Raw genomic sequence first — 16823 nt, forward strand, 5'->3', positions numbered from 1 at the left:
GAAATACTCTCAAGGGGTGCATTTCAGTGGTCGTTAAGTGCCGCGTGTCTTTATGGCCGCCACCTAAGTGTTGGAGTGCGAAATATGTTCCTCAAGAAGATCGAAGGTCCGCGTGCAGTCAGGTTGCCGGATGGCAGCACCATGACACGCGCCGATTTGCCTCCGAAGGAAACCCGGCGATGGGTCGCGTCACGCAAGGCGGCGGTGGTCAGGGCCGTCACCTTCGGGTTGCTGACCCATGATCAGGCCAAAGATCGTTACAGTCTTAGCGATGAAGAGTTGCTGGAATGGGTTCAGGCGGCAACTCGGCACGGCGAAGATGCGCTCAAGGTCACGCGCGTTCAAAAATATCGTCAACCTTGAGTTGAATTGCTTCTTCGAACAGGTATGGTAAGGGGGCGTTAACCTTTTTCGCTCAGGTTGTATCTCAACCGAAGTCATTGCCCGGAGACTGTATATGCGTATCCTGTTGGTTGAAGACGATCCGACCACGTCAAAAAGCATCGAATTGATGCTGAGCCACGCCAATCTCAACGTCTATTCCACGGATATGGGCGAAGAAGGGATCGATCTGGCCAAGCTCTATGACTACGATCTGATCCTGCTGGATCTGAACCTGCCGGATATGAACGGGCATGAGGTGCTGCGCCAGTTGCGGGTGGCAAGGATCGACACGCCGATCCTGATCCTGACAGGCGAGGACGACACCCAGTCCAAGATCAAGGGCTTTGGCTTTGGCGCCGATGACTACATGACCAAGCCGTTCCACCGCGACGAACTGGTGGCGCGCATTCATGCGATCATCCGGAGGTCGAAAGGGCATTCGCAGTCGATCATCCGAACGGGCAAGATTTCGGTCAACCTGGACGCGAAGACAGTCGAAGTGGCTGGCAAGTCGGTGCATCTGACCGGCAAGGAATACCAGATGCTTGAACTGCTGTCGCTGCGCAAGGGCACCACGCTGACCAAGGAGATGTTCCTCAATCACCTGTACGGCGGCATGGATGAGCCGGAACTGAAGATCATCGACGTCTTTATCTGCAAGTTGCGGAAAAAGCTGTCAGAGGCGACCGGCGACGACAACTATATCGAGACGGTCTGGGGCCGTGGCTATGTCCTGCGTGATCCCGAACCCAGCCAGGAAGAAACGAAGGCGATTGCAGCAACCGGCTGAGCGCTGGACCTCATCCCGACGTACGCCTATCACTCAGTCAGGTGAAAACGCGGGGCGCGGGGATGGGCAAGACACCGTTCTATGAAACAGAGGTCGCAGAGTTGACCGAGGCAGAGGCGCAAGCAGAACTTGCGTCTCTTTCGCGTGTTTTGGCTGAGGCAAACGAGGCCTATCACGCCGAAGACACGCCCGAGATTTCGGATGCCGAATATGACAGGCTAAGGCGGCGCAACGGCGCCATCGAGGCGCGTTTTCCGTCCTTGAAACGCGACGACAGCCCGACCGAACAGGTTGGTGCAACCCCGGCCGAAGGTTTTTCCAAGGTTCGACACAGCGTCCGAATGCTGTCCTTGTCCAATGCGTTCGAAGACGGGGACATTGCCGATTTTGACCTGTCGATTCGCAGATACCTTGGGCTGGGCGAGGGCGCTCGGCTTGCCTACACAGCGGAACCCAAGATCGACGGTCTGTCGCTGGCGCTGCGCTATGAAAAAGGCGCGTTGATCCAGGCAGCTACACGCGGCGATGGGTCCGTGGGCGAGAATGTTACCGCAAATGCCCGCACAATAGACGACATCCCTCAAGTCCTGACCGGCGCGCCGGATGTGCTGGAGGTGCGCGGCGAGGTCTACATGAGCCATGCGGATTTCGAGGCACTGAACCAGCGCCAGACGGAACGGGGCGGCAAGAGTTTTGCCAATCCACGCAACGCTGCGGCCGGATCGTTGCGTCAGCTGGATGCCGAGATCACGCGCAGCAGGCCTTTGAAATTTTTTGCCTATTCCTGGGGTGAGCTGTCGGCGCCATTGGCCGAGACCCAGATCGGCGCGATTGAGCGGTTAGCCCAGCTTGGGTTTCAGACCAACCCGCTGACGCAACTGTGCGACGGCCCCGAGGACATGCTGGTCCACTATGCACGGATCGAGGAACAGCGCGCGACGCTGGGCTACGACATCGACGGGGTGGTCTACAAGGTCAACGAGCTGGACCTGCAAGGGCGACTTGGGTTTCGGTCGACCACGCCACGTTGGGCGATTGCGCATAAATTTCCGGCGGAACTGGCCTGGACGAGGCTGGAGGCGATCGACATTCAGGTCGGGCGCACCGGCGCGCTTAGCCCGGTGGCGCGCCTGACGCCGGTCACGGTTGGCGGTGTCGTCGTGTCGAACGCGACGCTGCACAATGAGGACTACATTGCGGGACGCGACAGCCAGGGTCGGGTGATCCGTGGCGGCAAGGACATCCGTGTTGGCGATTGGGTGCAAGTCTACCGCGCCGGGGATGTGATTCCCAAAGTGGCCGATGTCGATCTGACGAAACGCCCCGAGGGCGCGCAACCTTTTGCGTTCCCGACCACCTGCCCGGAGTGTGGGTCCGACGCCATCCGCGAAGAGGGCGATGCCATTCGTCGCTGCACTGGTGGGTTGATCTGCCCGGCACAGGCGGTTGAAAAGCTGAAACATTTCGTTTCACGCGGGGCCTTTGATATTGAGGGTCTCGGCGCGAAACAGATTGAGATGTTTCATGGCGACGACAGTCTTGCCATCCACGAACCTGCAGACATCTTCACACTGGAGGATCGCGACTCCCACACCTTGGCCCGGTTGAAAAACCGCGATGGATGGGGCGACAAATCGGCCTCTAACCTGTTTGCGGCCATTCAGACGCGGCGGCATATCGCGTTGGAACGCCTGATCTTTGCCCTCGGCATTCGCCACGTCGGCGAGGCGGCTGCGCGCGATCTAGCCTTGCATTTCGGCAGTTGGGAGGCGCTGGCAAACACCGTTGACGCCGCCCGTGCCGCGATCCTTGCGCATCGTGCCGCCGATGAGGCAGAGCGGGCAGAACGCGCGACAGCCGCAGAAGAAAGCCGCCGCGCCCGGATCAAGGAAACCCGCGACGCTGTTGTCGCCGACATGGACGTGCCACAAGCCGCGATGGACAACTGGGCGGATTTGACCGGCATCGACGGAATCGGCTCTGTCCTTGTGCAATCCCTGTCCGACGCGCTGGCCAACCCACAAGAACGTGCCTCGATCGACCGGCTGGTCGCACATCTGGAAATCCAGCCGCCTGAGCGCCCTGCAAGCGAAGGGTCTCCCGTCGCGGGCAAGACCGTCGTCTTTACTGGCTCACTGGAGCGGATGACACGGGCCGAGGCCAAGGCGCGGGCGGAATCTCTGGGCGCCAAGGTCTCTGGCTCGGTCTCGAAAAAGACTGACATCGTGGTGGCCGGTCCCGGAGCGGGCAGCAAGGAACAAAAAGCGCGGGATCTTGGCCTGACAGTCCTTGATGAGGATGGCTGGCTGGAGTTGATCGGCGCATGAGCGGTCGGCCTGAGACGCTTTGGCCGTTGTTTGCCGATCTGACCGGGCTGGACGGAATCGGCCCCAAGACCGCGCAGGCGCTGGACGCGGCAGGGATCGAAACGCCGCGCGACCTGCTGATGACGCTGCCCTATTCGGGCATCGACCGGGCCCTGCGCGACAGTGTGCTGGACGTCGATCTGCCCGGCGTCGCCACTGTCGAGGTGACGATTGGCCATCACCGTGCGGCGGCCCGTAAGGGTGGAGCCTACCGGGTTGAGGTGGATGATGCGCGCACCCGGTTTCAGGTGGTCTTTTTCCGCGGCCACGGCGATTACATCCAACGCATGTTGCCGACCGGGCAGCGGCGCATCCTGTCCGGCCGGGTCGAATTGTTCGATGGGGTGCCACAGATGGTTCATCCCGACCACATGCTGCGCCCGGATGAGGCGGACGACCTGCCGGGGTATGAGCCGGTCTACCCGCTGACCGGCAATGTCACGCAAAAGACCATGGCGCGCGCCATGGACGACGCGCTGACCCGTGTGCCGGACCTTCCGGAATGGATCGATCCGGCGCAAAAGGCCGCTGAGACTTGGCCGGACTGGGCAGAGGCATTGCGCCGCGCCCATGCGCCCACAGCGGCGCGCGATCTGGCGGCAACGGCCCCGGCGCGAACCCGGCTGGCCTATGACGAGTTGATGGCGCATCAATTGACTCTCGCGCTTGCCCGCGCGCGGCGGCGGCGCGCCAGCGGGATCGTCAGCCGGGGCGATGGACGGCTGTGCAACCGCGTTCTGGCGGCGCTGCCCTATGCGCCGACCGGTGCGCAGACCCGCGCCATCGCCGAAATCGCCGAGGACATGGCCCGGCCACAGCGGATGAACCGTTTGTTGCAGGGCGACGTGGGGTCGGGGAAAACCTTGGTGGCGCTCATGGCGTTGCTGACGGCGGTAGAGGCCGGCGGGCAGGGCGTCATGATGGCCCCGACGGAAATCCTCGCCCGGCAACATCTTGAGGGGTTGCGGCCGCTTGCGGAAAGCGCAGGCGTGGTTCTGGAATTGCTGACCGGGCGCGACAAGGGAACAGAACGGGCGGCCAAATTGGGCGCGCTGGCGCAGGGCGACATTCAGATCCTTGTCGGCACCCATGCGGTGTTTCAGGCCGATGTGCAATTTGCCGATCTTCGGTTGGCGGTGGTCGACGAACAGCACCGGTTCGGCGTGCGTCAGCGGATGGAACTGGGCCGCAAGGGCGCGGCGGCGGATGTGCTGGTGATGACGGCCACGCCGATCCCGCGCAGTCTGGCGCTCGCGCAATACGGCGACATGGATGTCTCTGTGCTGGATGAAAAGCCGCCGGGGCGCAAACCGGTCAAGACCGCGCTGCTGTCAAACGAACGGATGGACGAGGTTGTCAATCACCTGCGGCAGGCCGTGATCGAAGGGCGGCAGGCCTATTGGGTTTGCCCGCTGGTTGAAGAAAGCGAAAATTCTGACCTGATCGCCGCCGAGGCGCGGTTTCAGCATTTGCGTGCGGCGCTTGGCGAGGGCGTTGTGGGGTTGGTCCACGGTCAGATGCCGCCAGCGGACAAGGACGCCGCCATGGCGCGGTTTGTCGCTGGCGAAACTTCTGTTCTGGTGGCCACCACGGTGATCGAGGTGGGCGTGAACGTGCCCAATGCCTCGATCATCGTGATCGAACGGGCCGAATACTTTGGTCTGGCGCAGTTGCACCAATTGCGCGGTCGCGTCGGGCGGGGAGAGGCGGCTTCGACCTGTCTGTTGATGTACCAGCCGCCGCTGTCCGACGGAGGGCAGCGCCGCCTGACAACCCTGCGCGAAACCGAAGACGGGTTTCGTATTTCAGAGGTGGATCTGGAAATGCGCGGTGCCGGGGATGTGATCGGTCTGGCGCAATCGGGTTTACCCCGGTTCCGCGTGGCCGACCTTGAAAGGCAGGCCGGGTTGATGGCGGTGGCACAGTCGGACGCCCGGCGCCTGCTGGCCGAAGATCCCGACCTGCAAAGCGCGCGGGGGCAGGCGGCGCGTTTGTTGCTCTGGCTGATGCGACAGGACGAGGCGATCCGGTTGATCGGTGTGGGTTAACGACGAAGCGCCTAAACACTCTTAATTTCAGCCTGTCACGTCCGGCTCAGAACCAATGAGATCTACGCGCGCTCGTCATTGAACCCATTTTGTTCTCAAATGTTCTCATTAAGTTCTTTACACGGCGTTAATGATATGAGAACAAAGGGTCAACAAACGGAACATTGGAGACGCGCCATGATCGAGACCGTCAAGACCGCCTTGCACCGCCAGCACGCGACGCTCTGGCAAGATACACTTGGTGTCATCTCTCTTGTGGTGATCTTTGTCGGCGCGCTGCACCTGCCATCCGTTTTCTGAGTTTCTGCCTGCGTGTCTGTAGTCCGGGTCTGTCGCATATCACCTGTCCCGATGTGCATCCTGTCCCCTAATCGGTTTTCCTGCCTGTAACCGATCACGATCCGGGACCCTACAGATCGACACGCTCCTTGCCGCCGCCTCCCTGTCCCGGAGTGCGGCGGTTTTTTTGGGCACTCCTATGTTTCAGAACCGATAGGCCAACCGCCATCCGCCCCAATGCAGCGCGCGCAGGGTATTGCGGACAGCCAGATATTTCATCATCACAAATTCACTACCGCCCATGTCGCGGCGATTGGCCTGTGGTAGGAGCGGTCGGGCATTGCGCCTGGTCTTCGCCCCGGCCCGATCGTCAAAATTGGCAATGCGCAGCGTTCCTGACCGAGTCCGCGCCGTGTAGCTGGGAAACTTGCGATTATGCGTCGGCAGCCAGCCGTTCGTATCGACACATGCACAAAAGACGATCCGTGAGACGCTGTCCAATAACGGCTCCTCTATGGGCCGCAGGATCTTGTCCATGTCGCGGTGGAGGGGGCCAGCGCCTGCCTCTGCTATTTCCCCTGCCTAGCGCAAGACGAACCAACAGAGGGTTAAGCCGAATGGATTTGCCGTGCTTCCTGAACCGCCTCGCAGGCGGCATCCAGCGCCAGCATGATAGAGGCGTGGCGGTTCTTGAAAGAGGTCGCCGGGCGCAGCACCTCAAGCCCGTCAAACGGCGCGGGCGGGGTTGGCCCGTCTTCCTTGAGCATGGCGCGCAGCGCGTCCCGGGCAGCGGTGAGTTCTTCGGGCGTGCGTCCGATGATGGCACCGCCGACAACCGACGCTGCAGCCTGTCCCAGCGCGCAGGCCTTTACCTCTTGGCCATAGTCCGACACCTTGCCATCCTGCATCGAAATATCGACCGTCACCGTGGATCCGCACAACGGCGAGCGTTTCTTGACACTGACCTGCGGCGAGTCCAGCCGAGCGTTGTGCGGGATGTCGGCGGCCAGTTCGAGAATTCGGCCGGAATAAAGCTTGATCAGGTCCGTTTCGCCACTCATGGCTTTCTCCTGCTGCGGGTTCCTCATACATAGGCAGCGGTGCCGCTGATGCAAAAGGTTTTTCCCATGGCTTTCGACCCTACGACACTAAAGTATGATGATCGCGGTCTGATCCCCTGTATCGCTCAGGACGCTGATGGCGGCGATGTGCTGATGATGGCCTGGATGAACGCCGAAGCGGTGGCCATGACGCTGGACTCCGGGCGGGTGACGTATTGGTCCCGTTCGCGTCAGGCGTTCTGGATCAAGGGCGAAACTTCGGGTCATGTTCAGGAACTGGTCGATTTCCGGGTGGATTGCGACCGCGATTGCCTGCTGGTGCTGGTGCGGCAGACCGGGCCGGCCTGTCATACCAATCGGCGGTCGTGTTTCTATACGGCAGTGCGTGAAGGCGATGAAGTCGAGCTGATGAAGCCGATGGCAGATAAATAGATCGGGGCGTTACAGGCCGATTTTGGCGCGGATGTCCGATGGAGACAGGCCCTCGGCGCGGTACGTGGCCAAGGCGCGGGCGTCATCCCGTTTGGCAAGCCGGCGACCCTGCTCATCGCGGATCAGGCGGTGGTGCAGGTATGTGGGCGTTGTTATTCCCAGCACCGCCTGCAACAGGACGTGAATTTGAGTCGCGTCAAACAGATCTTTGCCACGAATGACATGGGTGACGTCCTGCGCCGCGTCGTCCAAGACAACAGATAAATGGTAAGATCCCAGAAAATCCTTTCTGGACAGGACAATGTCGCCAACTCTTGAAGTGAGTTCCTCAGCATAGATCGGCACCACACGCCCGGGCGTTTCCCCCTCCGGCCCAATCTCGGTGAAGCCGGGCAAGGATTGCGGCAGTGCGTTCAAGGCCGCCGCTATGTCAAGGCGCAGGGCCATGCCCTCGGGCGGTGAAACGCCGTCGCGGGGATAGCGATGACGGCATGTACCGGGATAGATCAGACCATCGGGCCCAAACACCGGGTCAGCCCCTTCTTGCGGGGCGGCGACGGCAGCGGCAATATCGCGGCGCGAGCAGGTGCAGCCATACAGTAAACCGCGTGACCAGAGATCACTCAGCGCGGCGCGATAGGCGTCCTGCCGGTCGGATTGCCGCAAAGGGGGGGCATCCCAAGTCAGGCCCAACCATGTGAGATCATCGTAGATCTGCCGCTCCCATTCCGGGCGCGATCGGGTGTGGTCAATATCCTCGATCCGCAACAGAAACCGGCCCGCGGCGGCGCGCGCCAAATCATGCGCGAGCAGCGCGGAATAGGCGTGACCAAGGTGTAAAGGCCCCGTGGGGGATGGGGCAAATCGTGTGGTGAATGTCACGCTTTTTCAATAACGTATACAGTGGACTTCATGTTCTTTCCGGGCAGGTGGTCACCATGTTCGCGGAACAACTGCCGTATATGGCTCTCGGCGATCCGGCGGTCGACCAGCGCCTCAAAGGACGGGTCTTCAAGCGTGTGATCGTTGAAGGAAAAGACGCATTGCGCCCCCGGTGCCAGCGCATCGAAAATACGGTCAAGCGCCGCCAGTGGTGCCGCACCGGCACCGATCACCCCGATTGCCGCGATAGCGGCATAGCCCGCAGGGACAGGATCATCGGGGCGGATCGACGTCAGGTTGCGATAGATGTCTTTTTCGCGCGCCTGTTCCAGCATTCCGGGTGACAAATCCACACCGTCGAGTGTCGTAAACCCCGCAAGACGCAGCGCAATGCCCGACAGGCCCGTACCACAGCCAAAGTCGAGAACCGACGCGTCTGGCTGTCCCAAAGTGGCACGCAACGCCTCGGCACAACGCTTTGGCGTGGCATAGCCTTCGCCCTCAACGGATTGCTCATAGGTCGCGGCCCATGCGTCATACAGATCGCGGGTCTCGTCCTCGGTTCGGGCCTTGTAGACCTTATCAAAATAGGGATCACTCATGGGACCAGCGTTCTACTCTGCGGCCTTGCCGTCAACCCCTTGTTGCGCCAGCCAGTCAGTCCACACGTCTTTGGCGCGGTCGGTATAACCTTTATAGCGTTCGCGCCGTCCTTTCCGACCGCCCCGCAGCCCTTCGAGCGGGCGGAACAGGCCAAAGTTGACGTTCATCGGCTGAAAGGTCTTGGCCTCGGCGCCGCCGGTTATGTGGTGGATCAGGGCCCCATGAGCGCTGTCCTGCGGAACCGAGGGCATCGAAACGCCAAGGATATCCGACGCGGCCATCCGCCCGGCCAGCAGCCCCATGGCAGAGGATTCAACATAGCCCTCGACCCCAGTTACCTGTCCCGCAAAGCGGATATTGGGCTTTGAGCGCAGGCGCATCTGGTCGTCCAACAGTGTCGGGCTATTCAGAAAGGTGTTGCGGTGAATGCCGCCCAGTCGCGCAAAACTGGCATCGTGCAAGCCGGGAATCATCCTGAATACATCAGCTTGCGCGCCGTACTTCATCTTTGTCTGAAAACCGACGATGTTGTAAAGTGTCCCCAGCGCGTTGTCGCGGCGCAATTGCACGACGGCATAGGCCTTGACCTCGGGCTGGTGCGGATTGGTCAAGCCGATGGGTTTCATCGGACCAAAGCGCAGCGTCTCGCGCCCGCGTTCAGCCATGACCTCAATCGGCAGGCAACCGTCGAAGTATCCCGCGGTCTCGCCCTCGTGAAACTCGGTTTTGTCGGCGGCCAGAAGGGCGTCGATAAACGCCTCATACTGGTCCTTGGTCATGGGGCAGTTGAGATAGGCTTTTTGCTCTTCCTCAGTCTCGCCTTTGTCATAGCGCGACTGTCGCCACGCCACCGACATGTCGATGCTTTCCGCATAGACGATTGGCGCGATGGCGTCGAAAAACGCCAACCGGTCGGCTCCGGTTTCTTGCTGGATTGCCGCCCCCAGACCGGCAGAGGTCAGCGGGCCAGTGGCAAAAATCCATTGGCCTTCGCTGGGCAGGTCGGTGATTTCCTCATGCGAAATCATGATGTTGGGATGCGCGGTCAACGCCTCGGTCACGCTCTCGGCAAAGCCTTCGCGGTCCACCGCCAGCGCGCCACCGGCGGGCAAGCGCCGGGCATAGGCGGTGCGCATGATCAATCCGCCCGCCTGCAACATCTCCCAATGCAGGAGACCCACGGCATTCTGTTCATGATCGTCCGATCGGAACGAGTTCGAACAGACCATTTCCCCAAGGTTTCCAGTCTGATGCGCAAAGGTCTTAACCTTTGGCCGCATCTCGTGCAGGACCACCTGCACGCCCATGTTCGCAGCCTGCCAGGCTGCTTCGGATCCGGCCATGCCGCCGCCGACGATATGCAATCTCTCTGTCATGATCCGCATCTAGGCGAGCACGCGGGCAAAGCCAAGCCCGCGACGCGTTTTGAACAGGATCAGTTGTCGGTCTTGACGGCCCAATCCGGCGCGCGTTTTTCCAGAAAGGCAGAAATCCCCTCATCCGTGTCGCGCCACAGCATGTTCTTGACCATGACATCGCCAGCATAGGCATAAGCCTCATCCAGCCCCATGGTGATTTGGTCATAAAACGCACTCTTGCCGATCTTGACCGCCGCCGTCAGCTTGCCCGCCAGTGTTTCGGCCAACTCCTGCGTTGCGGCCTCCAATTGGTCATGCGGCACGGCTTTGTTGATCAGCCCGGCGCGCTCTGCCTCTTCGGTTGACAAAAAGCGGCCTGTGGTCAGCATCTCAAACGCTTTCTTGCGCGGGATGTTGCGCGACAGAGCGACCATCGGCGTCGAACAGAAAAGGCCGATATTCACACCGTTGACGCCAAACCGCGTGCCCTCTGCCGCAACCGCCAGATCGCAAGAGGCGACCATCTGGCAACCGGCCGCGGTGGCGATACCGTGGACCTGCGCGATGACCGGTTGGGGCAGGCGGGTCAGACCGGACATGACGCTGGCGCAGCGCCCGAACAGATCAGCGAAATAGGCTTTGCCCCCATCCTCTGCCTGACGGCCAGCTTGCATTTGTTTCAGATCGTGACCCGCGCAGAACGCCTTGCCCGCGCCCGAGATCACGACAACACGCGTGTCGCGGTCCTGACCCAGCGCATCAATCTGCGCCTGAAGGGCGGCCAGCATCTCATCCGAGAGCGCGTTGAGCCGCTCCGGCGCGTTCATGTGCAGATGCGCGATGCCACCCGCGTCGCGACGTTCCAGGATTTCCATCTTGTCCTCCTCGTTTGGGCCAGATTAGCTGCGCCCAACAGAGGAGGAAAGCGCTTGGAACTCAAGATCACCGCCGAAGAAATGACCGGATTTCTGGACGAGGTCTTTCCCCAGGTCCGGGGCATGTTCGGGATCGACCGGATGGATGAGACCCTGCTGGTGATGCGGCTGTTTAACGATGACAAGCACCTGCGGCCCGGCGGCACCGTGTCCGGCCCGGCGATGTTCTCACTGGCTGATGTGGCGGCCTATGTGGCGACGTTGGGGTTTGTCGGCAAAGAGTCGCTGGCGGTGACGATCCATTGCTCCATCGATTTCATGCGCAAACCGGTGGCGGGTGTTGATCTGTTGGCAGAGGCGCGCGTGCTGAAACTGGGCCGCGCCCTGTCGGTGACCGATGTGCTGCTCTTCAGTGAGGGCACGACCCAGCCGGTGGCCCATGCCTCACTGACCTATTCGATCCCGCCCACCCGAGCATGAAGTGCGTCACTTGAAGTTCGGCGCGCGTTTCTGGATGCGGGCAAAGACCGCCTCCAGTTGGTTGGGCTGGCCGATGACCTCTGCCTGCAATTCTGCCTCCAACCGCAGCGCCGCCGCCCGGTCCATCAGCCAGCTGTCATTGACCAGCCGTTTGTCGCGGCGAATGGTGTCGGGGTTCTTGCCTGCGATGGCCTGCGCCAACGCGCGCGCCTCTGTCAGCGGGTCCTCACAGACGCGCGTCACAAGGCCCAGCGCCGCCGCCTCTGCCGCCTCGACCACGCGCCCGGTAAAGATCAGCTCCTTGGCCTGATCGGCGCGCATCAGCCGGGGCAGGGTGGTGGTGATCCCCATGTCGGGGATCAGGCCCCACGTGATTTCCATCACCGACATGCGGATGTCGGGTGCCGCCAGCCGGATATCTGCGCCAAGGGCGATCTGGAATCCCGCGCCATAGGTAACGCCGGTAAGCGCAGCGATGACCGGCACCTCCAGTTCCTGCCAGACGGTGCAGGGTTTCTGGAACATGTTGGCGGTCTCGCCCTCTGGCACCTCAAGGATCTTTCCGATCAGTGCCTTGGGGTCGGGGTTGGCGGAGAACAGAGACGTGTCGATGCCGGAGCAGAAATTCGGCCCCTCACCGCGCAGGACCACGGCGCGCAGCCCATCGGCGCGCTTCAAATCCTCGCCCGCCTGTGCCAGCCCTTCAAAGACCGACAGATCGACGGCGTTGTGCTTGTCCGGGCGGTTGAGGATGACCTCGGCAATGGGGCCATCGCGGGTGACGCGGACTGTATCGGACATGAAATGTGCTCCCTTGCGGCTGTTGTCGCCAGCATAGGGGCGGCATCGCCCGTGCGCATAGCCGTGACGTTGCGTGGTTTTCGATCGGGCAATGGGGTATTTGGACAAAGAAGAAGCGCGGGGTCGCTGTTTCTTCTCTGGCAAAATACCTCCCGGGGGGCCGCGCAGCGGCGGGGGCAGAGCCCCCTCTGTCACGGCATCAGGTTCAGCACGTAGCGTGGCAGGGCAAAGGCCGCCTTGTGAACTTCGGGCGTGTAGTAGTCGGTTGTGATGCCCGCATCTGCGAAACGCTGTTGCAGGATCTCCAGCGGCACCGCCCGCGCGTCGCCGTCTGTGCCCCAGCCAAAGGCCATCGGGCCACCCGCGTAGGTGGGCACGGTTGCCATGTAACAGGTCGCGTCCGCGAACAGCGCCTTGAAGGCACGCATTGTGTTGGTCAGCTCATCGCCCTGCAGGAACGGCACACCGTTCTGGGTGACAAGGATACCGCCGGGCGTCAGCGCACGTTTCGCGTGGCCATAAAAGGTATCGGTGAACAGGACTTCACCCGGACCAATCGGATCGGTGCTGTCGACGATGATCACATCATAGCCGCCTTGGGTGGTTTTCATATATTCGGCGCCGTCGGCAATCACCAAGTCCAGGCGAGGGTCGTCAAAGGCACCCTGCGACAGCATCGGCAGGTATTCCTTCGAGAATTCAACGACACCCGCGTCGATCTCGACCATGGTCACATGGTCGACCGATGTGTGTTTCAATACCTCGCGCGCCATGCCGCCATCGCCGCCGCCGACGATGCACACACGCTTTGCTGCGCCGTGTGCAAGGATCGGCACATGGGTCAGCATTTCGTGGTAGATGAAGTTGTCCCCTTCGGTGGTCTGGATCACGTCGTCCAGCGTCAGGACCCGGCCAAAGGTGCCGTTTTCGAATACGCGCAGGCGCTGGTGGTCGGTTTCGCTGTCGTACAGCAGTTTGTCGACGGTCAGGCTTTGCGCGTAGTGGCCATGCAGTTGTTCGCGCATCCAGTTGGGCATGTCGGTCATCTTTGGTCTCCTGCGGGTCCCGGGCGCGAAACTAACAGGCGGGCCGGGCATCTCAAACGGGATGGGTCAAGAAAAAAGGGCGGCACAGGCCGCCCTTGGTCGGGGTCAGGGTCGAACGCCACAATCAGGCCGCGACGCCAGCCTCTGATACCACGCCTTCGCCGCGCAGCAGTTCTTTAACGCGCACGTCGGCGGTGCCAAAGGCGCGGGCCAGAACATCAACCGCTTTCCACGGTTGCGCGTCACCGCACATGAAGACGTCAAAGGCCCCATAGCCGATTTCCGGCCATGTGTGGACCGAGATGTGGCTTTCGGCCAGAACGGCCACGCCGCTCACGCCCTGCGGGCTGAACTTGTGCGTGTGGATGTGCAGCAGGGTTGCGCCGCAGGTGTCCACGCAGTCGCGAAAGGCCTGCTGAATGCGCGCCTCATCGTCCAGTCCGTGCCCGTCGACCACCTCGATGATCAGGTGGGTGCCTGCAAAGACGTTGCCGTCGCGACGGATAAAGTGATCTTCGCGGTCCTCGTCGAATACGTCGCGCGGGGATGCGGAATCGTTCGCGGGGGCGAGACCCCGGGTGGTGTCTTCCTCTTGGGCGCCTGTCTCCAGACCGTACCCCAGTTGGAAGAGGTTGATGTCCTTCATGACATTCCTCCTTCAATCCAGTAGTGCGTTCCAGTCGGTCCCTTAGCGCCCCCCGAAGACACAAATGCCCAGCATTTGGCTGGGCGTTCGGGTTGGGATCGGTTCCGAAAGTGAGGCTCACCTAAGACCGACCTTTGAGTCGATCAACCCTTTTTTTCTGCATGCGCGAAGAAAGTTTTGTGACAGCCTTCGCCGTCAGGGCGCGGCACCCGCCCCCCAGAGCAGGCCAAAGGCAATGACCGCAAGGCTGGCTGCGGCCGCGTAGTAGGTCAATTTGCGCGGGCAAAAGGGCCGCTCGCCAAAGGTGCGGCCATCCAGACCGGACACGACCACCTTCATCGGCTTGTCCTTCCAGCGATAGTGCAGGATCCAAACCGGTAGCAGGATGCGGCGATAACGGATGCCGGTGGTGTCGGTCTTGAAGGTGATGTTCGACACGCCGCTTTTGCCGATGTTGGCCTTGATGTGATTGCGGATCAGCAGGCGTTTGTCGGCCTCGTTGGCCCCCAATCCCTCGCCGACGCTTTGATGATGACGTTCGGCGGCGAACCCGGCCAGATACCCGGCGCGATAGGGGCGCAGGCGGCGAGGATCGAACTGATGCAGGATGCCATCGCGGATCAACGGGGTGACATGGGGGCTGGCAGGCATCAGAAGGTCATCAAAGCCGATCTTCATCGTGCCACTGGTACGCCGCTTGCGGCGGTTCTTGCCGCTGCCGGTGGTGTAGCTGGCCCAGTAATCGACCGCCTCCTGGCTGTCGAATGTCCAGAATGGTGCATAAAGCCCGGCAACACGGCCCTTTTCCACCGTTTCAGAAAGGCCGCGGGGGGCGGCAATCCGGCCTTTGACCCAATCCAATGCATGGGTCTGGGCCGCCTGCTCGGGCACCCGGAACGGGATCAGCGCAGTGGTGCGATAGCCGTGATCGGTGGTCGACAGAACCACAGCACCGTCGCAATAGGGGCAGCGGTCCGATAGCGACGCTCCGGTAAACACCACCTCGCCGCCGCAGGTTTCGCACCGGTGGGCGCGCATGTCCGGCAGGTCTGGTGGCAGGGTTTCTGGCGTGTCGGCGCGGTAATCGGTCTCGGCGCTGGCGGCACTGTCCCAGGGGCTTTCGAGACCCTGCGTTGTGCCACAGCTGGTGCATTTCAGCATTTGCACGTTGGGGTCGTAGACGCATTGACCGCCGCAAGAGGGGCAGCGCAGCTCGGACTGGTCCGTCTGCGGCGTACTCATGAGTCCGCCTCTGACAGGGCGCTGGCGATGTGCAGCAGGATTTCCAGCCGCAGCCACGACCGGGCCACCGCCCCACCCAAATCACCCGAAACGCCCCAGTCGCCGATGATCGTGGCGAAAAACCATGTGGCCATCGCCCAGAAGCCGATCATTGACCAACCCGCGATGGTGCGAAGGAATCCGGCAGAGCCCTGCTTCAGCTCATGGCGGGCCTCATGAACCTGCACCAGTTTGCGCATCACACCCATGCCAAAGGCAGTGGCGGTCGCAAATAGAGCAAGGGCGGCAAGAAGGGGGCCAAAGGAAAACATGGAAGGCACCTTGGTTCGCGTGTATCCGGTTCATGCCCGTGGTGCGTCGGGGGTGCAAGTGGGGCAGCCCCCTGTGCCAACCTGTGTATTGAGGGTCATTTTGTGGGGTATAGTAATACCATTATTTTAACCGTTTGATTTTGCATAGTTAAATCAAGATTTGCGTCCTTGACTGGAAAATTCGCCTGCGTATAACAGCGCAATCGGATTTCGGGCCGGGGCGGATGCCTTGGCCCTTCTCAATCGAACGGACAAGAATCGTCATGAAAACCTTCTCTGCAACTCCGGCAGACATCGACAAGAAATGGATCGTGATCGACGCCGAAGGCGTTGTTCTCGGCCGCCTCGCCTCGATCGTCGCCATGCGCCTGCGCGGCAAGCATAAACCGTCCTTCACGCCTCACATGGATATGGGTGACAATGTCATCATCGTGAACGCGGACAAGATTCAGCTGACCGGCAAGAAGCGCGACGAAAACTTCTACTGGCACACAGGCCACCCCGGCGGGATCAAATCGCGCACCAAGGCACAGATCCTTGAGGGTGCCCACCCTGAGCGCGTGGTCTATCAGGCCGTCAAGCGCATGCTGCCGGGCAACCGCCTGTCGCGTCAGGTGCTGACCAACCTGCGGATCTACGCCAGCGCCGAGCATCCGCACGATGCCCAGAACCCCGAAGTTCTGGACGTGAAATCAAAGAACTCCAAGAACACCCGGGTATCGAAATAATGGCTGATCAGATCAACTCTCTCGAAGAGCTGGGCGCCGCAGCAGGCGTCGATGCCGCGGTTGTCCTCGATGAGGCCCCGCGTGAGCCGGTTCGTGACGAACTGGGCCGGTCCTATGCCACTGGCAAGCGGAAAGACGCGGTTGCTCGCGTCTGGATCAAGCCGGGCTCCGGCAAGGTCGTGGTGAACGGCAAGGACATGGACAAGTACTTTGCACGTCCGGTTCTGCAACTGATCCTGCGCCAGCCGATGCAGGTTGCCGGAGTCGAAGGCGAATTCGACGTCATGGCAACCGTCAAGGGCGGTGGCCTGACCGGTCAGGCCGGTGCGGTCAAGCACGGCATCTCGAAGGCGCTGCAGCTGTACAATCCCAGCCTGCGCGGCGCGCTGAAGGCGGCAGGCTTCCTGACCCGCGACAGCCGTGTCGTTGAACGTAAGAAGTTCGGTAAGCGCAAAGCGCGTCGTTCGTTCCAGTTCTCCAAGCGCTAAGTC

The 16823-nt window shown here is 61.4% G+C and carries 20 protein-coding genes; 9 read left to right on the plus strand and 11 right to left on the minus strand.

What is annotated here, in order from left to right; all coding sequences use genetic code 11:
• The first annotated feature begins 84 nt into the window (after positions 1 to 84).
• The 5 genes from sciP (at position 85) to ANTHELSMS3_RS26355 (ending at position 5888) form a co-directional block, all read left to right on the plus strand.
• A complete protein-coding gene (sciP, locus tag ANTHELSMS3_RS16215) occupies positions 85 to 363 on the plus strand; it encodes a CtrA inhibitor SciP (RefSeq protein ID WP_094035778.1) in 279 nt (92 codons plus the stop codon).
• Between the two features lie 94 nt (positions 364 to 457).
• Positions 458 to 1174 (plus strand): response regulator transcription factor CtrA, encoded by a 717-nt coding sequence (gene ctrA, locus ANTHELSMS3_RS16220; protein ID WP_094035779.1) that lies wholly within the window; start codon positions 458 to 460, stop codon positions 1172 to 1174.
• A gap of 62 nt (positions 1175 to 1236) precedes the next feature.
• Positions 1237 to 3501, plus strand: a complete 2265-nt coding sequence (ligA, locus tag ANTHELSMS3_RS16225; RefSeq protein ID WP_094035780.1) for an NAD-dependent DNA ligase LigA — start codon at positions 1237 to 1239, stop codon at positions 3499 to 3501.
• Positions 3498 to 5588 (plus strand): ATP-dependent DNA helicase RecG, encoded by a 2091-nt coding sequence (recG, locus tag ANTHELSMS3_RS16230; RefSeq protein ID WP_094035781.1) that lies wholly within the window; start codon positions 3498 to 3500, stop codon positions 5586 to 5588. Before ligA ends, recG begins: the two co-directional genes overlap by 4 nt.
• A 177-nt stretch (positions 5589 to 5765) precedes the next feature.
• Entirely contained in the window at positions 5766 to 5888 is a 123-nt protein-coding gene (locus ANTHELSMS3_RS26355) for a hypothetical protein (protein ID WP_302630573.1), read from the plus strand.
• Between the two features lie 183 nt (positions 5889 to 6071).
• Here ANTHELSMS3_RS26355 and ANTHELSMS3_RS16235 read toward each other — a convergent pair whose 3' ends face one another.
• Positions 6072 to 6368 carry a hypothetical protein gene (locus tag ANTHELSMS3_RS16235; protein ID WP_198319825.1) on the minus strand — a complete coding sequence of 99 codons (297 nt, stop codon included), beginning with the start codon at positions 6366 to 6368 and terminating at the stop codon, positions 6072 to 6074.
• Positions 6369 to 6475: 107 nt separating this feature from the next.
• Complete coding sequence (locus ANTHELSMS3_RS16240) at positions 6476 to 6928, minus strand: iron-sulfur cluster assembly scaffold protein (protein ID WP_094037183.1); 453 nt, start codon at positions 6926 to 6928, stop codon at positions 6476 to 6478.
• 66 nt (positions 6929 to 6994) lie between these two features.
• Between ANTHELSMS3_RS16240 and hisI the strand changes: the two genes are divergently transcribed.
• On the plus strand, positions 6995 to 7360 hold the full coding sequence (gene hisI / locus ANTHELSMS3_RS16245) for a phosphoribosyl-AMP cyclohydrolase (RefSeq protein ID WP_094037184.1): 366 nt from the start codon (positions 6995 to 6997) through the stop codon (positions 7358 to 7360).
• 9 nt (positions 7361 to 7369) lie between these two features.
• Here the strand turns inward: hisI and gluQRS are convergent, their stop codons facing one another.
• The 4 genes from gluQRS to ANTHELSMS3_RS16265 are packed head-to-tail and all read right to left on the minus strand — an operon-like array spanning position 7370 to position 11078.
• The gene (gene gluQRS, locus ANTHELSMS3_RS16250) at positions 7370 to 8242 is read right to left on the minus strand and encodes a tRNA glutamyl-Q(34) synthetase GluQRS (RefSeq protein ID WP_094035783.1); all 873 of its coding nucleotides are present in this window, start codon (positions 8240 to 8242) and stop codon (positions 7370 to 7372) included.
• Entirely contained in the window at positions 8239 to 8844 is a 606-nt protein-coding gene (locus tag ANTHELSMS3_RS16255) for a class I SAM-dependent DNA methyltransferase (protein WP_094035784.1), read from the minus strand. Before ANTHELSMS3_RS16255 ends, gluQRS begins: the two co-directional genes overlap by 4 nt.
• Positions 8845 to 8856: 12 nt before the next feature.
• Positions 8857 to 10221 (minus strand): methylenetetrahydrofolate--tRNA-(uracil(54)-C(5))-methyltransferase (FADH(2)-oxidizing) TrmFO, encoded by a 1365-nt coding sequence (gene trmFO, locus ANTHELSMS3_RS16260; RefSeq protein ID WP_094037185.1) that lies wholly within the window; start codon positions 10219 to 10221, stop codon positions 8857 to 8859.
• A 59-nt stretch (positions 10222 to 10280) separates the two neighbouring features.
• On the minus strand, positions 10281 to 11078 hold the full coding sequence (locus tag ANTHELSMS3_RS16265) for an enoyl-CoA hydratase (protein WP_094035785.1): 798 nt from the start codon (positions 11076 to 11078) through the stop codon (positions 10281 to 10283).
• 81 nt (positions 11079 to 11159) lie between these two features.
• Here ANTHELSMS3_RS16265 and ANTHELSMS3_RS16270 point away from each other — a divergent pair, with 81 nt between their 5' ends.
• Positions 11160 to 11558 carry a PaaI family thioesterase gene (locus ANTHELSMS3_RS16270; RefSeq protein WP_094037186.1) on the plus strand — a complete coding sequence of 133 codons (399 nt, stop codon included), beginning with the start codon at positions 11160 to 11162 and terminating at the stop codon, positions 11556 to 11558.
• A gap of 6 nt (positions 11559 to 11564) precedes the next feature.
• Here the strand turns inward: ANTHELSMS3_RS16270 and ANTHELSMS3_RS16275 are convergent, their stop codons facing one another.
• From ANTHELSMS3_RS16275 to ANTHELSMS3_RS16295, 5 genes are all read right to left on the minus strand, one after another.
• Positions 11565 to 12359 carry a crotonase/enoyl-CoA hydratase family protein gene (locus tag ANTHELSMS3_RS16275; RefSeq protein WP_094035786.1) on the minus strand — a complete coding sequence of 265 codons (795 nt, stop codon included), beginning with the start codon at positions 12357 to 12359 and terminating at the stop codon, positions 11565 to 11567.
• 191 nt (positions 12360 to 12550) lie between these two features.
• The gene (gene speE / locus ANTHELSMS3_RS16280) at positions 12551 to 13405 is read right to left on the minus strand and encodes a polyamine aminopropyltransferase (RefSeq protein WP_094035787.1); all 855 of its coding nucleotides are present in this window, start codon (positions 13403 to 13405) and stop codon (positions 12551 to 12553) included.
• 124 nt (positions 13406 to 13529) lie between these two features.
• Complete coding sequence (speD, locus tag ANTHELSMS3_RS16285) at positions 13530 to 14051, minus strand: adenosylmethionine decarboxylase (protein WP_094035788.1); 522 nt, start codon at positions 14049 to 14051, stop codon at positions 13530 to 13532.
• A 195-nt stretch (positions 14052 to 14246) separates the two neighbouring features.
• Positions 14247 to 15293, minus strand: a complete 1047-nt coding sequence (locus ANTHELSMS3_RS16290) for a hypothetical protein (RefSeq protein ID WP_094035789.1) — start codon at positions 15291 to 15293, stop codon at positions 14247 to 14249.
• Positions 15290 to 15604, minus strand: coding sequence for a hypothetical protein (locus tag ANTHELSMS3_RS16295; protein WP_094035790.1), 315 nt, complete (start codon positions 15602 to 15604; stop codon positions 15290 to 15292). Before ANTHELSMS3_RS16295 ends, ANTHELSMS3_RS16290 begins: the two co-directional genes overlap by 4 nt.
• Before the next feature lie 263 nt (positions 15605 to 15867).
• Between ANTHELSMS3_RS16295 and rplM the strand changes: the two genes are divergently transcribed.
• Together rplM and rpsI are read left to right on the plus strand one after the other, a co-directional pair.
• A complete protein-coding gene (gene rplM, locus ANTHELSMS3_RS16300; protein ID WP_094037187.1) occupies positions 15868 to 16332 on the plus strand; it encodes a 50S ribosomal protein L13 in 465 nt (154 codons plus the stop codon).
• On the plus strand, positions 16332 to 16820 hold the full coding sequence (gene rpsI, locus ANTHELSMS3_RS16305; protein ID WP_094035791.1) for a 30S ribosomal protein S9: 489 nt from the start codon (positions 16332 to 16334) through the stop codon (positions 16818 to 16820). The genes rplM and rpsI overlap by 1 nt, the downstream gene beginning before the upstream one ends.
• Positions 16821 to 16823 lie beyond the last annotated feature (3 nt).

The organism is Antarctobacter heliothermus, from assembly GCF_002237555.1.
In the GTDB taxonomy this organism is placed as follows: Bacteria; Pseudomonadota; Alphaproteobacteria; order Rhodobacterales; family Rhodobacteraceae; genus Antarctobacter; species Antarctobacter heliothermus_B.

Coding starts and splice junctions, on each gene's coding strand:
- ANTHELSMS3_RS16275 (WP_094035786.1), bottom strand. CDS start 12,359: ATGTCCGATACAGTCCGCGTCACCCGCGATGGCCCCATTGCCGAGGTC.
- ANTHELSMS3_RS16255 (WP_094035784.1), bottom strand. CDS start 8,844: ATGAGTGATCCCTATTTTGATAAGGTCTACAAGGCCCGAACCGAGGAC.
- recG (WP_094035781.1), top strand. CDS start 3,498: ATGAGCGGTCGGCCTGAGACGCTTTGGCCGTTGTTTGCCGATCTGACC.
- hisI (WP_094037184.1), top strand. CDS start 6,995: ATGGCTTTCGACCCTACGACACTAAAGTATGATGATCGCGGTCTGATC.
- ANTHELSMS3_RS16240 (WP_094037183.1), bottom strand. CDS start 6,928: ATGAGTGGCGAAACGGACCTGATCAAGCTTTATTCCGGCCGAATTCTC.
- ANTHELSMS3_RS16290 (WP_094035789.1), bottom strand. CDS start 15,293: ATGAGTACGCCGCAGACGGACCAGTCCGAGCTGCGCTGCCCCTCTTGC.
- speD (WP_094035788.1), bottom strand. CDS start 14,051: ATGAAGGACATCAACCTCTTCCAACTGGGGTACGGTCTGGAGACAGGC.
- trmFO (WP_094037185.1), bottom strand. CDS start 10,221: ATGACAGAGAGATTGCATATCGTCGGCGGCGGCATGGCCGGATCCGAA.
- ANTHELSMS3_RS26355 (WP_302630573.1), top strand. CDS start 5,766: ATGATCGAGACCGTCAAGACCGCCTTGCACCGCCAGCACGCGACGCTC.
- rplM (WP_094037187.1), top strand. CDS start 15,868: ATGAAAACCTTCTCTGCAACTCCGGCAGACATCGACAAGAAATGGATC.
- ANTHELSMS3_RS16270 (WP_094037186.1), top strand. CDS start 11,160: ATGACCGGATTTCTGGACGAGGTCTTTCCCCAGGTCCGGGGCATGTTC.
- sciP (WP_094035778.1), top strand. CDS start 85: ATGTTCCTCAAGAAGATCGAAGGTCCGCGTGCAGTCAGGTTGCCGGAT.
- ANTHELSMS3_RS16295 (WP_094035790.1), bottom strand. CDS start 15,604: ATGTTTTCCTTTGGCCCCCTTCTTGCCGCCCTTGCTCTATTTGCGACC.
- ANTHELSMS3_RS16265 (WP_094035785.1), bottom strand. CDS start 11,078: ATGGAAATCCTGGAACGTCGCGACGCGGGTGGCATCGCGCATCTGCAC.
- speE (WP_094035787.1), bottom strand. CDS start 13,405: ATGACCGACATGCCCAACTGGATGCGCGAACAACTGCATGGCCACTAC.
- ctrA (WP_094035779.1), top strand. CDS start 458: ATGCGTATCCTGTTGGTTGAAGACGATCCGACCACGTCAAAAAGCATC.
- rpsI (WP_094035791.1), top strand. CDS start 16,332: ATGGCTGATCAGATCAACTCTCTCGAAGAGCTGGGCGCCGCAGCAGGC.
- ligA (WP_094035780.1), top strand. CDS start 1,237: ATGGGCAAGACACCGTTCTATGAAACAGAGGTCGCAGAGTTGACCGAG.